Raw genomic sequence first — 13,669 nt, forward strand, 5'->3', positions numbered from 1 at the left:
ACCCGAGATGAACTTCAGCAGCGCTTGTCCGTGGCGCCCCACACGTAGTCGGTGACGCCGGAGCCGGTCCGGATGGTGGCGACGGCCTTGGTGCACTTGTCCAGCGTGGCCGCGCCCTTGCCCCACAGCTCCTGCTTGCCGGTGGCCTCGCCGCCGCCGTGCGGGATCTCCTCGCCGCCGCTGAACTCCGCGATCCAGTTGCTGACGTGGACGTCGCGGTGGGAGTTGTAGTACGAGTCCCAGACCCACAGGTACGGGTAGTTCTTGCCGCAGCCGGCGAACTGCTTCACGGAGCCGATCTGCTTGCCCTGGAAGGTGATGGCGCCGGTGGAGCCGATCTGCTTGGCAGAGGCACATCCGGGGACGGTCTCGGCGTGGGCGGTGCCGACACCGACGGACAGCAGCGTCGCGGCCAGTGCGGCGACGAGAGCAAGTGGCTTTCTCACAGCCGCGACGCTGGTGCAGTCCGGTTAGTCAGCGGTAAATCAGGTCAGGCGCTTGAGCCAGTCCGTGATGATCTGCCGTGACGCGGGCGTGGCGTGCACCCACGTCTGCTGGTTCTCGTCGGTGTACTTGACCACGAGCCAGCGGCCGTCCTCGAAGTCGATCGTGGTGAGGAAGGTCTTGGCCCGCTGCCGGCCCTCGCCGTTGCGCTTGGCCGCGTACAGCTTCGCCGTGCCCTTGCGGGGCTGGGCGAGCAGCTGGCGCAGCGCGATCGACGGCGACGGCTTGCCGGCCTGGTGCACGTTGATCTCCGACTCGTGCACGTTGATCGACGCGCCGCGGCCCGCGGGCACGTCCGGGAGCTGCATCGCGAGCACCTCCGGCGCGTTCTCCGGCCGGATCGGGTGCAGCTGCACGAACCCGTTGTCGTGCACGGCGAGAACACCGTGCTGCGAGTTCGCCGCGACCACCACGGGCCTGGTCTCGCTCGGCGTCACCGCGATCCACGCCGAGTAGTCCTGCTCCGCCTTGGCGATCAGGTGCAGCGTGCCGCGCACGTCCGGGTGGTCCAGCCCGACCCTGCGCAGCTCGCCGATGACCTCGCGCTCGATGACCGCGCGCTCGTCCTCGGTCTCGCCGGGCGAGTCGACGGACAGCGCCGGGTGGTACTCCCCGAGCCGCTCCTGCTTCCACAGCACGTCGAACGCGAGGTCGGACAGCTGAATGGACGACCGCAGCACGCTCACCCCCCGATCGTCGGCGGCGCGACCATCGGCATGTCACCGATGATCTCGTTGGTGTTCTCCTCGTTGATCAGGTAGTCGGCCGACTTGTGCTCCAGGTCGTCCTCCCCCTGCCCCTTCTGGCCGTGGCCGCCCATGCCGCCCGCACCGGCCCTGCCCGCCGCGCCCGCGCCACCGCGCCCGGCGGCGTTCGGGCCGCCCTCCGCGCCCATGCCGCCGAACACACCGGACTTGCCGCCGGGCTGCTGCTGCCCCGAGGTGCCGCTACTGGTGCCGCTGAGGCCGCCACCGCCGAGCCGGCCGGAGCCGCTGCCGCCACCGAGCTTGCCCGCCGCGCTGCCACCGGGACCACCTGGGCCTCGGCTCGCGCCGCCACCGGGACCGCGGCCGGAGCCCGAGCCGCCGGGTCCGTTCAGGCCGCCGGGGCCGACCGGCACACCGATCGGCGGGATGCCCGTGTTCGGCGGGCGCTCGATCACGCTGCCGACGGGCGGCTTGCCGGGGAACTCGGTCCTCAGAGGACTGTTGACGTCTCCTCCGACGGCCTGGGACGTCGTGGTGTCGTTGCCACCGGTGATGGTGCCGGGTGGGGTCCACGTGGTGCCACCGGTCGTGCCTTGCGGGGTGCCGGTCGAGGTCGAGTGGTTCGGCGTGCCGCGCGGGACACTCGAGTTGTCGACGTTGTTGCCGGTCTTGTCCCGGCCGTCGTCGCCACCGGTGTTGACGACCTCGACCTGCAGGTTGTCCGCCGTGACGCCGGGGAACTCCTGGGGCAGCTCACCGCGGTTGGTGTTGCTCGCGCTCTGGAACTCCTTGTAGACCTTCCGGTTGTGCGACTCGTCGCCGTTGTAGGCGTTCACCGCGTCCTCGGTGTCCGTGTCCCACGGCGACAGGTCGTCCCAGATGTCCGTGTCCGGCTTGCTCGCCGGCATGTTCTTGAGCTGAGCCTTGTTGTAGTTGAACTGGTAGACCTGATTGGACAGCGAGCGGTCGGCCTGCCGCAGCGCGTCCTGCATCTGGATCATGGCCTGGTTGATGGGGTTGGCGGCGGCCTGAGCGGCGTCGGAACTGGCCCCGGTCCACGCCTCGCCGAGCGTCTCGCCGACCCTCTTGAGGCGCGACTCGACTCCTGCGTAGCTGCGTTCCAGGTTGCCGGCGACGGTCGCGGCCTGCTGCGCGGACGCGGTACCGGGTCCGCCGGTCATCTGGGCGTAGATCTCGTGCCCGGAGAACCCCTCGGCGCGGGAGTTGTCCTGGGTGAAGCAGCTGGGCGCGGGTCCTGTCATTTCGCACCTGCCTTGATCGTGGTGATGGCGAGAGTGGCGAACTCGGTGGCGGCACCGCACGGGTCCGCGAACTTGGCGCTGCCGGTGGAGCTCTGGAACGTGGAGCCGATCGTCCTGCTGTCGGAGACGCCGACGAGAAGCTCGCAGCTACCGCTCGCGCGCCCGTCGCTGACGAGGGCGATGTACGCGGGATAGCCCTGGATGTCCGGCAGCTGCTCGAACACCTGGTAGGTCGAGTCCTTCTTGGCGAGGATCGAGGAGATGCTGGTGCCGTCCGGAAGGATCGCGATGCCGGGCGACATCTTCGCGGGCGTGCTGGTGCCGAGCCAGATGCACGCCGTTCCGACAGCACCGGGGTTCGTCCTGCCGCTGACTCCGGGCAGTCCGAACGCCTGCACCTGGGCCGGGGTGACCGCGCTGCACGGATCGGCCTCGAAGGCCTTCACGTCGAGCGGGTTCCCGATCTTGGGCGCTGCGCCGCCGTTGCCGGTGCTGGTCGTCGGCGTGCCGGTCGTCGGCGTGCCGGTGGTGCCACCGCTGTCGCCGCATCCGGCCAGCAGGGCGAGTGCGGCGGTACCGGCGACGATGGTTCGGATGCGCAACTGCTCAGTCCTTCGGCTTGAGATTGGCCTGGTTGCCCTGCTCGGTCTGCTCGTACTGCTGCAGCGTGGCCTTCAGGTTGTCGATCCGGGTGGTCAGCACGTCCTGGAGCTGCTGGTTGGACTGCTGGTGCATCTTGCCCGCGTTGCCGGCCCAGTTCGCGTAGACCTTGCTCGGCATGTCCAGACCGGCGGCTTGAACGGTCGCCAGCGTGAAGCCGGCCTGATGCGACATCTGCAGCTCGTCGCGGATCGACTCGTACTCCTTGATGGCGGCGCGCAGTGTCTCGAGATCGACCTTGGTCCCACTCATCCCCAGTGCCCTCCTTGCAGATTCGTGCGCCAAGGAGCATAGCGCCGGGTCAGGAGGCTTGTCCGGGCTTCAAAGCACGATCGGGTGAACAAGACGAAGGTTCACCACGGCATTGCGACAAGTACGGGTACGAAGTTCCGCACGGCCCGTTCATCGCGCTATTTCGTCAGCGTTTCATTGCTGAATTGCGGTCAGCGAGACATGTCCGCTCACTCGGCCGGTTGCTGTTGCTGCGCGGGCAGGCGCCCTTCGGCCATGCGCTTGAGCAGGTCCTTGCGCAGCCACAGCATGTAGATCCACACGAGGCCGAAGATCACGCCGATCACGCCCAGCGCGGGCAGCAGGATCCAGGTGGCGATCAGGAGCACGTGCAGGCCCACGACGGCGGCGATGGCCCACGGGCGTCGGACGAAGGCGCACATCGCGATGAACACCGCGATGAAGCCGAACGCCACCCAGCCGGCCAGGGTGCCCACGCCGCCGTGCAGTTTGGCGATCACCGGGAGGGCCAGGGCCACAACGATGACCTCGAGGATCAGCGTGCCGGCCATGATGCCGCGGAACGCCTTGAGCGGATCCTTCTTCAGGGGCGCCGGAGTGGACGCGGCCTCGGTCATGCCGGCTCCTTGCCGAACAGGGCGCGGGCCTCGCCCGCGGTGACGACGGAGCCGGTGACGATGACGCCGCCGCCGGAGAGCTCGTCCTCGGTCAGGTGGATGGCTTCTTCGATGGCGTCGTCGAGGCGCGGGCAGACCTCGAAGCGGTCCTCGCCGAAGATCGGGATGGCGAGGCCGGCCAGCACGTCCGGGTCCATGGCTCGCGGGGAGGAGTTGGTGGTGATCACCAGCTCCTGCACCACCGGTTCCAGGGCGGCGAGGATGCCCTCGGCGTCCTTGTCGGCCATGACCGCCACGACCGCGACGAGCTTGCGGAAGCCGAACTCGGACTCCAGCGCGCGAGCCAGAGCGGCGGCGCCGTGCGGGTTGTGGGCCGCGTCGACGAACACGTTGGGGGCCGAGCGGACCCGCTCCAGGCGGCCGGGGGTCTCGACGGTGGCGAAGGCTTCGCGGACGGCCTTCACGTCGAGCTGGCGCTCGGGGCCCGCGCCGAAGAAGGCTTCGACGGCAGCCAGGGCCAGAGCCGCGTTGGCTGCCTGGTGTTCGCCGTGCAGCGGAAGGAAGATGTCCTCGTAGATGCCGCCGAGGCCCTGCAGGGTCACCAGCTGACCGCCGACGGCCACGGCGCGCGACACGACGCCGAACTCGCTGCCGAAACGGGCGACCATGGCGTCGACTGCGGCCACGCGTTCGAGGATGACCTTCATGGCCTCCGGCGTCTGCTCGCCGACGATCGCCACCGAGTCCGGCTTGATGATGCCGGCCTTCTCCGCGGCGATGTCCTCGATGCGGGTGCCGAGGTACTCGGTGTGATCGAGGCCGATCGGGGTCAGGACGGCGACCTTCGCGTCCGCGATCGAGGTCGCGTCCCAGGTGCCGCCCATGCCCACCTCGACGACGGCGACGTCCACCGGGGCGTCCGCGAAGGCCGCGTAGGCCATGCCGGTGAGCAGTTCGAACTTGCTCAGGCGGATCTCGGACTGGGCGTCGACCATCGCGACGAACGGCTCGATGTCGCGGTAGACCTCGACGTAGCGCTCGGGGCTGATCGGCTGGTTGTCGAGGCTGATGCGTTCGGTCGCGAGCTGCAGGTGCGGGCTCGTGTACCGGCCGGTGCGCAGGCCGATGCGCGCGAACAGCGCGTCGGCCATGCGCGACGTCGACGTCTTGCCGTTGGTGCCCGTCAGCTGAACCACGGGGTAGTTCGTCTGCGGGTCGCCCAGCACGTGCGCCAGCGCCTTGATCCGGTCCAGCGACGGCTCGAGCTTGGTCTCGGGCCACCGCTGGTTGAGCTCGTTCTCGACGTCGAGAAACTCGTCGAGGTTGTGTTCCACGGTTGTTACGCCTCCGGCAGCGCGGCCAGGCGCTCGTTGATGCGGGTGATGTCGGACTCGGCGGCGGCCTTGCGGGCCTCGATCTTGGCCTTGACGTCGGCGGGCGCCTTGGCCAGGAATGCCTCGTTGCCGAGCTTGCCCGAGGTCTGGGCGAGCTCCTTGGTGGCCACCGCCAGGTCCTTCTCGAGGCGCTTGCGCTCGGCCACGACGTCGATCGCGCCGGACAGGTCCAGCTCGACCTTCACCGCGCCCTTGGGCAGGCCGACCTCGAGCGTCGCGGAGACGGTGAACTCGTCGCCCGGCTCGGTCAGGCGCGTAATCGAGCGAACGGACGGCACCTGGTCGATCAGGCCGACGCAGCACGCGCCGCGGACCTTGCCCGCGACCTTCTGGCCCGGCTTGAGGCCCTGCTCGGAGCGGAACCGGCGGATCTCGGTGGCCAGCTTCTTCAGGCCCTCGATCTGCGCGAGCGCGTCGTCGTCGCGCTCCGCACCCGACGCCTGCGGCCACGACGCGATGACGAGCGACTCCTCACCGATCAGCGACGTCCACAGCGTCTCGGTGATGAACGGGACGGCCGGGTGCAGCAGGCGCAGCAGGACGTCGAGGACGTGCCCCAGCACCGACTGCGTGGCCTCGACGCGGCCGTCCGCGATCTGGACCTTCGCGATCTCCAGGTACCAGTCGCAGAACTCGTCCCACGTGAAGCTGTACAACGCCTCGCAGGCACGGGAGAACTGGAACGACTCGAAGTTGGAGTCCACAGTGGACACGAGTTCGTCCAGGGTGTCCAGGATCCAGCGGTCCGCGGCCGTCAGCTCGGAACGATCAGGCAGCGGACGAGACACCGTCGCACCGTTGGCCAGAGCGAAACGGGTGGCGTTCCACAGCTTCGTGGTGAAGTTGCGCGAACCGGCCGCCCACTCCTCCGCGACCGCGAGGTCCGAACCGGGGTTCGCCCCGCGCAGCAACGTGAAGCGCGTCGCGTCGGCGCCGTAGCGGTCCATCCACTCCAGCGGGTCGATGCCGTTGCCCTTGGACTTCGACATCTTCTTGCCGTACTGGTCGCGGACGAGACCGTGCAGGAAGACGTGGTCGAACGGCTGGGTCTCGCCCATCGCGTACAGGCCGAACATCATCATCCGGACGACCCAGAAGAACAGGATGTCGTAGCCGGTCGAGAGAACCGTGGTCGGGTAGAACTTCTTCAGGTCCTCGGTCTCGTCCGGCCAGCCCAGCGTCGAGAACGGCCACAGACCGCTGGAGAACCAGGTGTCGAGGACGTCCTCGTCCTGACGCCAGCCCTCACCGGTGGGCGCCTCGTCGTCCGGTCCGACGCAGACGACCTCGCCGTTCGGGCCGTACCAGACCGGAATCCGGTGGCCCCACCACAGCTGGCGCGAGATGCACCAGTCGTGCAGGTTGTCGGTCCAGTCGAAGTAGCGCTTGTTCAGCTCGGCCGGGTGGATCGTCGTACGGCCGTCGCGAACGGCGGCCGACGCCGCGGCCGCGATGCCCTCGACCTTGACCCACCACTGCAGCGACAGCCGCGGCTCGACCACCGTGTCGCACCGGGAGCAGTGGCCGACCGCGTGGACGTACGGCCGCTTCTCCGCGACGATCCGGCCCTGCTCGCGCAACGCGGCGACGATCGCCGGACGCGCCTCGAACCGGTCGAGCCCCTCGAACGGGCCGTGCGCGGTGATCGTGGCGCGCTCGTCCATGATCGTGAGGTTCGGCAGGTTGTGGCGCTGGCCGATCTCGAAGTCGTTCGGGTCGTGCGCGGGCGTGACCTTGACCGCACCCGTGCCGAACTTCGGGTCGACGTGCTCGTCGGCCACGATCGGGATGCGGCGCCCGGTCAGCGGCAGCTCGACCTCGGTGCCGATCAGGTGCTGGTAGCGCTCGTCGTCCGGGTGGACGGCGACCGCGGTGTCACCGAGCATCGTCTCGGCGCGGGTGGTCGCGACGACGATCGAGCTCTCCCCGTCGCCGTAGCGGATCGAGACGAGCTCGCCGTCGTCCTCGCTGTGGTCGACCTCGATGTCCGACAGCGCGGTCTGGCAGCGCGGGCACCAGTTGATGATCCGCTCGGCCTGGTAGATCAGGCCGTCGTCGAACATCTTCTTGAAGATCGTCTGGACGGCGCGCGACAGGCCCTCGTCCATGGTGAACCGGGTGCGCGTCCAGTCGACGCCGTCACCGAGGCGGCGCATCTGGCCGAGGATCCGGCCGCCGACCTCCTCGCGCCACTCCCAGACGCGCTCGACGAACTTCTCGCGCCCGAGGTCGTGCCGCGACAGGCCCTCACCGGCCAGGGCGCGCTCGACGGCGTTCTGCGTCGCGATGCCCGCGTGGTCGGTGCCGGGCAGCCACAGGACCTCGTAGCCCTGCATGCGGCGGCGCCTGGTCAGCGCGTCCATGACCGAGTGGTTGAGGGCGTGGCCCATGTGCAGGCTGCCGTTCACGTTCGGCGGCGGCAGCACGATCGTGAACGGCGGCTTGTCGCTGCTCGGGTCCGCCGTGAAGTAGCCCCGGTCGACCCACCGCTGGTACAGCTCCGCCTCTACCTCCGCCGGAGTCCACGCGGCGGGGAGGTCAGGACGCTGGGGTGCGGTGTCGAGTTCAGTCACAGCTGTCAAGTCTACGGAGGTGGGGGTATCGACTTGAAACGAGATACCTGCTAACGGCGATGGCAACCCGGACGGGCCCGCGAACGTGTGAGTGCGTAGCGGACCATTCCTGGGGGAGAACGTGCAGTACGACATCGGCGACCATCCCGATCTGAAGGACGCGGCGTGGATCCGCGCGGCCACCAGACGCGCCAAGAGGGAGATCCGCAGGCAACGCCGGCAGGCCCGCTGGCACCGGCACGGAGGCAAGGTCGTGTCCGCCGTCGCGCTGGTCGTCATCGGCGCGGTGCTGTTCGGGCTCTACAAGGCCGGGAGGTTCGGCGAGGTCTCGCTGCCGGACGTGAAGCTGCCGCAGGTCGGCGTCAACCTAGAGATCCCGTTCGCCGGCACGCCCGCCGAGCAGTGGGCCGAAGGCGAGAAGGGCATCGTCGCGCCGGACGGGAACCCCGCGTACGAGCAGGTCAGACAGGCGATCGTCGCGTCGCGGATGGACCCGGCGATGCTGGACGAGCACAAGCCCGACCGGTTCCTCGCGTTGCTGGCGCCGGACGTGCGCGAGCACATCACGAAGGACCTCGCGGGCTGGACCACGCGGCTCAAGCAGGGCATGAAGCTGCTCCCCCACGGCATCCGCGCGTCCGGGAAGATGACGCTCGGCGAGAAGGACGGCTATCCGGCCGTGACGACGGACTACGTGTTCGCGTACGCGTTCGAGCCGCCGGACCCGAAGAAGCTGACGAGCCAGCTGGAGATGGTCGCGGCCATCCGCGAGCAGGTGACGTACACGGTCACGCCGGCGGGTCTGTGGCCGTCGGACTCCACCGGTTTCCAGTACTCGATCGCCTGCACGGCGGCGAAGGAGGGGTTCCTCGCGCCGCAGTTCAGCGAACCGCCGAAGCCCGACCACGGACTGCCGGGCGACGACAAGAAGTTCTTCTCCACGGACGGTCAGATGCCCACGGAGAACACCTGCGACTGATCACCCTTTCAGAGGTGCCGGGCATGAGTGACGGCGATCACAATTGACCGTCACGGACCGTTCAACCCCTTGGGGCCCGTGACGACGACGCCGCCGCGTTCTTCGGGGGCGCTGGCGGCGTCGACGTCGATCAGCGAAGAATGCACGTATGAGCAGCAAGCCCCCGCAGCACGACGTCGACGAGTCCGCGCTCGAAGTCAGCACCCCCAAGACATGGGCGGCGGGCATTCCCGGCGTGCTCGTGTCGCTCGACCGCGCGGTCGAGCAGATGGGTGTCAGCCGGACGGTCAAGACGTTGCGCCTGCTCAACCAGCGTGAAGGTTTCGACTGTCCCGGTTGCGCGTGGCCGGAGCCGCAGGGCCACCGCAAGATGGCGGAGTTCTGCGAGAACGGCGCCAAGGCCGTCGCCGAGGAGGCGACGAAGCGGCGCATCACGACGGCGTTCTTCGCCGAGCACTCCGTCGAGAGCCTCCAGACGAAGACGGACTACTGGCTCGGGCAGCAGGGCAGGCTCACCGAGCCGATGGTGCTCAAGCCCGGCGCCACGCACTACACGCCGATCGGCTGGGACGCCGCGTTCACCCTCATCGCGGAAGAGCTGAACGCGCTCTCCTCACCCGATGAGGCGATCTTCTACACGTCCGGCCGCACCAGCAACGAGGCCGCGTTCCTCTACCAGCTGCTGGTCCGCTCGTTCGGCACCAACAACCTGCCGGACTGCTCGAACATGTGCCACGAGTCCTCGGGCGCCGCGCTGAACGAGACCATCGGCATCGGCAAGGGCTCGGTGTCGATCAAGGACTTCGAGCTCGCCGACCTGATCGTGGTCGTCGGCCAGAACCCCGGCACGAACCACCCGCGCATGCTCAGCGCGCTGGAGGACGCCAAGAAGAACGGCGCGAAGATCATCGCGGTCAACCCGTTGCCGGAAGCCGGGCTGATGCGGTTCAAGAACCCGCAGAACGTCGCGGGCGTGGTCGGCCGCGGCACCGCGCTGTGCGACGAGTTCGTGCAGATCAAGGTCGGCGGCGACCAGGCGCTGTTCCAGGCGATCGGTCACCTGATCCTGCAGTGGGACAAGGCCGACAAGGCCTTCGTGCAGGCCAAGACCCACGGCTTCGAGGCCTATGCCGAACACCTCAAGACGCTCGACTGGGACGCGGTGCTCACCGCCACCGGCCTCACCCGCGAGCAGATCACCCGCGTGGCCGGCATGTTCGTCGACTCGAAGGCCACGATCGCTTGCTGGGCAATGGGTCTGACGCAGCACAAGCACAGCGTGCCGACGATCCGCGAGGTCGCGAACGTCATGTTCCTGCGCGGCATGATCGGCAAGCCCGGCGCCGGCCTGTGCCCCGTGCGCGGCCACTCGAACGTGCAGGGCGACCGCACGATGGGCATCTACGAGAAGATGCCGGAGAAGTTCCTGCTGGCGCTGGAGAACGAGTTCAGCATCTCCGTGCCGCGCAAGCACGGCTTCGACACCGTCGACGCCATCAACGCCATGCGCCACGGCCGCGGCAAGGTGTTCATCGCGATGGGCGGCAACTTCGTCAGCGCCACCCCGGACACGCCGGTCACCGAGAAGGCGCTGGAGCAGTGCTCGTTGACCGTGCACGTCTCCACGAAGCTCAACCGCTCGCACGTGATCCACGGCCGCACCGCGCTGATCCTGCCCGCGTTGGGGCGCACCGAGAGCGACGTGCAGCACTCGGGCGAGCAGTTCGTGACGGTCGAGGACTCGATGTCGGTCGTGCACCGCTCGCGCGGCCGGTTGACGCCCGCGTCCGACCAGCTGCTGTCCGAGGTCTCGATCGTCTGCCGCCTCGCCCGCAAGACGCTCGGCTCCTCGCATCCTGTGGCGTGGGAGGAGTTCGAGAAGGACTACGACGTCGTCCGCGAGCACATCTCCCGCGTGGTGCCGGGCTGCACCGACTACAACACGCGCGTGCGCCAGCCGGACGGTTTCGTGCTGCCGCACCCGCCGCGTGACTCGCAGGAGTTCGCGACGGCGACCGGCAAGGCGAACTTCACCGCGAACGAGATGACGGTGCTGGAGGTGCCGGAGGGTCGCCTGGTGATGCAGACCCTGCGCAGCCACGACCAGTACAACACCACGATCTACGGCCTGGACGACCGCTACCGCGGCGTGAAGGACGGCCGTCGCGTGGTGTTCGTGAACCCCGACGACATCAAGGCGCTGGGGTTCACCGACGGCCAGATGGTCAACATCGTGTCGGAGTGGAAGGACGACCCGACGGGCGTTGTGGAACGCCGCGCCGAGTCGTTCCGGATCGTCTCCTACTCGACCGCGCGGGGGTGCGTGGCCACGTACTTCCCCGAGGCGAACCCCTTGGTGCCGCTGGACTCCAAGGCGGACATCTCAGGAACTCCGACTTCCAAGTCCGTGATCGTCAGGCTCGAGGCTATTTGACAAGCACTGTGTAGTTGCTGCCGCCACCGTTGGGTCCCAGCTGAACCTGCCCCGCCGGGAAGCCCTTGGCGTACAGGCGGAAGGTCTTCGGGGACCCTTCGGTGTTGACCAGCGACATGCCGCTGTCGAGCCACAACCCGTCCATCCACGGACGCTTGCCGAGCCGCGTGTCGACCGCGACGTAGACCACCGCGTCACGGTTGATCGCGAAGCTCACCAACGGGTTCTGCGTCGCCGACTTCGAGTCGTTGGCCGTGCGGACCCACTGCGAGCCCGCGATCTCGGCAGGCACCGCGCTGAAGGTGAAGTCGCGGTCGCCGTACTGCGCGACCCCGGTGCGCAGGTTGGTCTGCAACGACCAGTCCCCCGCGTTCCCGGTGTCAGCGACGGACAACGCGCTCAACACCAGTTCATCCGGCGCGTTGCCGACTGTCAGCCGTGCGGTGGCGGACTTCGTGACCGAGCCCGACGTGCCCGTGACGGTGATGTCCGACGTGCCCTGCGGGGTGTCCGGCAGGGTCGCGACGGTCATCGTGGCGGTCTGGCCGGGCGTGACCGTGGCCGGGTTGAACTGGACCACGGCGCCGGGCGGGATGTTCTCCGCGTCCAGCGCGATCGGGCCGGGCGACCCGCTCACCGCGGCCGTGCGGATCGCGAACGACGCGGTCTCGCCGGGCTGGATCGTCCGGGAGCTGGGGTCGACGGTGACGCTGAAGTCGTTGCCCACAGCGCACTTCTCGGTCGAACCGGTGTTCTGGATCCGCGGCGATCCGCTGTTGCGCACGCAGAACCCGTTGGTGTTGCGGAACAGGAAGTCCGTCGGGCTGTTCGTGCCGCGTTCGAAGCTGAACGTGTCGAACGTGATGTCGGTCGAGTTGTCGGTGATCACGGCTGGCCTGCCGTCGTTGTTCGTGAACGACACCCCGCTGCCGTTGAGGAACTTGATGCGGTCGGCGTAGCGGATGTACCAGCCGTACGCGGGCCGCGTGCCGATGCTGTTCGGGTTGTAGTTGGTGCGGTCGTTGCTCGGCGGGCTGGTCGACGTCGTGCCGCTGCCGCCCGGCACGTTGATCTTGACGTTGCTGAAGGTCACGTCGGTGACGTGGCCGTCCTGGTCGCCGTGGATCGTGGGGCTGAACCCGCCCGAGGCGCCGTTGAGCGTGATGTTGTCGTAGGTGATGTTCTTGACGGTGCCGACGCCGGGATTGTTCCCGCACCGTTTCCGCGCCCCGACCTTGATCATGATCGGCGACTTCACGCCTGTGACGGTGATGTCCTTGTAGTGCACGTCGGAGATGACCGCGCCGTCCATCGACACGAGCCCGAGCCCGGACTTGTTGGAGCCCTTGATGTCGATGCGCTGGAAGTCGTAGCCGGTGAAGTCACCGCACGTCTCCGAGCCGAACATCAACGCGTTGCAGCACCCGGCGCTGAGCTTCGTGTCGTAGACCTTCACGTTGCCGTTGCTGAGCTTCTGCCCTAGCGCGTAGTCACTCTTGAACACCAGCGCGTCGTCGTTGCCCGCGAAGTTGCCGTTGGTGATCGTCACGTTGGTGGTGCTGATGATGTTCCAGCCGTCGCGGTCGCTGGCCGTGTCGACCGTCAGCCGGTCGGACGTGACGTTCTTGCAGCCGTTGATCAGCATCGCGAAGTGCCCGCCGCGCCGCAGCTTGATGCCGCTCACGGTCAGGTTCTCGCAGCGCGTCAACGAGATGATCTTGTCGGCCTGCCCGCTGCCGGGGTTGCCGGTGATCAGCGCGCCACCGCCGTCGATGGTGCCGGCGCCGACGAAGCCGATGTTGGTCAGCCGGTCGCCCCAGATCATGGCGTTGTGGAAGTGGCTGTGGCCGTAGTCCTGGTACTTGTCGTTGGGGTTCGGCTCGGGCTTGTCGTACCCGCTGCCGCTCGCGCCCATGATCGTGGCGCCGGCGTCGAGCTGGAGCGTCACGTTGCTCTTCATGTGGATCGAGTTGGGCGAGCGGTAGATGCCGGACGGGAACCTCACCGTGCCGCCACCCGCGCCGTTCGCCGCCGTGATCGCCTTGTCGATGGCCGCCGTGTCGTTGGCGCTGCCGTTGCCGACGGCGCCGTAGTCCTTGACGTTGAACTCCGCCGCCTGGGCGGGTTCCGCGAGCACTGCCATGGCCAACAGTGCCGCGGTCGCCGCCGTGCCGAGTCTCCGGAACACCCTTGTTCTCCCCTCGGATCGGGTTGAAACGTGGTGAAAACCTTTACAGCGGCGGCGAGTGCACACGCTACGCCGGTCGCACGCGACCGAACAGCCTCC

Annotated in this window: 11 protein-coding genes; 2 read left to right on the forward strand and 9 right to left on the reverse strand. The window is 68.3% G+C overall.

The features are described 5' to 3' along the window. Positions 1-14: 14 nt before the first annotated feature. The 8 genes from ABZ345_RS36905 to ABZ345_RS36940 all read right to left on the reverse strand — a co-directional run bounded on the left by ABZ345_RS36905 (position 15) and on the right by ABZ345_RS36940 (position 7,969). Complete coding sequence (locus tag ABZ345_RS36905; RefSeq protein WP_359859243.1) at positions 15-446, reverse strand: hypothetical protein; 432 nt, start codon at positions 444-446, stop codon at positions 15-17. A gap of 39 nt (positions 447-485) precedes the next feature. Then, positions 486-1,190 carry an ESX secretion-associated protein EspG gene (locus tag ABZ345_RS36910; RefSeq protein WP_359859245.1) on the reverse strand — a complete coding sequence of 235 codons (705 nt, stop codon included), beginning with the start codon at positions 1,188-1,190 and terminating at the stop codon, positions 486-488. Beyond that, positions 1,187-2,473, reverse strand: a complete 1,287-nt coding sequence (locus tag ABZ345_RS36915) for a WXG100 family type VII secretion target (protein ID WP_359859249.1) — start codon at positions 2,471-2,473, stop codon at positions 1,187-1,189. Before ABZ345_RS36915 ends, ABZ345_RS36910 begins: the two co-directional genes overlap by 4 nt. Next, positions 2,470-3,075: a DUF3558 domain-containing protein gene (locus ABZ345_RS36920; RefSeq protein WP_359859251.1), complete on the reverse strand. Its 606-nt coding sequence runs from the start codon at positions 3,073-3,075 to the stop codon at positions 2,470-2,472. Before ABZ345_RS36920 ends, ABZ345_RS36915 begins: the two co-directional genes overlap by 4 nt. 4 nt (positions 3,076-3,079) lie before the next feature. Next, positions 3,080-3,385 carry a PE domain-containing protein gene (locus tag ABZ345_RS36925; RefSeq protein ID WP_359859253.1) on the reverse strand — a complete coding sequence of 102 codons (306 nt, stop codon included), beginning with the start codon at positions 3,383-3,385 and terminating at the stop codon, positions 3,080-3,082. Positions 3,386-3,594: 209 nt separating this feature from the next. Next, a complete protein-coding gene (locus tag ABZ345_RS36930; protein ID WP_359859255.1) occupies positions 3,595-4,002 on the reverse strand; it encodes a DUF4233 domain-containing protein in 408 nt (135 codons plus the stop codon). After that, the gene (locus tag ABZ345_RS36935) at positions 3,999-5,336 is read right to left on the reverse strand and encodes a folylpolyglutamate synthase/dihydrofolate synthase family protein (protein ID WP_359859256.1); all 1,338 of its coding nucleotides are present in this window, start codon (positions 5,334-5,336) and stop codon (positions 3,999-4,001) included. Before ABZ345_RS36935 ends, ABZ345_RS36930 begins: the two co-directional genes overlap by 4 nt. Positions 5,337-5,341: 5 nt before the next feature. Next, complete coding sequence (locus tag ABZ345_RS36940; protein ID WP_359859258.1) at positions 5,342-7,969, reverse strand: valine--tRNA ligase; 2,628 nt, start codon at positions 7,967-7,969, stop codon at positions 5,342-5,344. A gap of 91 nt (positions 7,970-8,060) precedes the next feature. On the opposite strand from ABZ345_RS36940, the gene ABZ345_RS36945 reads away from it, so the two are divergent. Together ABZ345_RS36945 and ABZ345_RS36950 are read left to right on the forward strand one after the other, a co-directional pair. Next, a complete protein-coding gene (locus ABZ345_RS36945) occupies positions 8,061-8,948 on the forward strand; it encodes a hypothetical protein (RefSeq protein WP_359859260.1) in 888 nt (295 codons plus the stop codon). Between the two features lie 148 nt (positions 8,949-9,096). Beyond that, the gene (locus ABZ345_RS36950; RefSeq protein ID WP_359859262.1) at positions 9,097-11,382 is read left to right on the forward strand and encodes an FdhF/YdeP family oxidoreductase; all 2,286 of its coding nucleotides are present in this window, start codon (positions 9,097-9,099) and stop codon (positions 11,380-11,382) included. Here the strand turns inward: ABZ345_RS36950 and ABZ345_RS36955 are convergent. Continuing rightward, complete coding sequence (locus ABZ345_RS36955; RefSeq protein WP_359859264.1) at positions 11,375-13,570, reverse strand: glycosyl hydrolase family 28 protein; 2,196 nt, start codon at positions 13,568-13,570, stop codon at positions 11,375-11,377. The genes ABZ345_RS36950 and ABZ345_RS36955 overlap by 8 nt on opposite strands. Positions 13,571-13,669 lie beyond the last annotated feature (99 nt).

It is taken from the genome of Lentzea sp. NPDC005914 (assembly GCF_040629405.1).
GTDB lineage: Bacteria > Actinomycetota > Actinomycetes > Mycobacteriales > Pseudonocardiaceae > Lentzea.

Coding starts and splice junctions, on each gene's coding strand:
- ABZ345_RS36915 (WP_359859249.1), bottom strand. CDS start 2,473: ATGACAGGACCCGCGCCCAGCTGCTTCACCCAGGACAACTCCCGCGCC.
- ABZ345_RS36950 (WP_359859262.1), top strand. CDS start 9,097: ATGAGCAGCAAGCCCCCGCAGCACGACGTCGACGAGTCCGCGCTCGAA.
- ABZ345_RS36930 (WP_359859255.1), bottom strand. CDS start 4,002: ATGACCGAGGCCGCGTCCACTCCGGCGCCCCTGAAGAAGGATCCGCTC.
- ABZ345_RS36925 (WP_359859253.1), bottom strand. CDS start 3,385: ATGAGTGGGACCAAGGTCGATCTCGAGACACTGCGCGCCGCCATCAAG.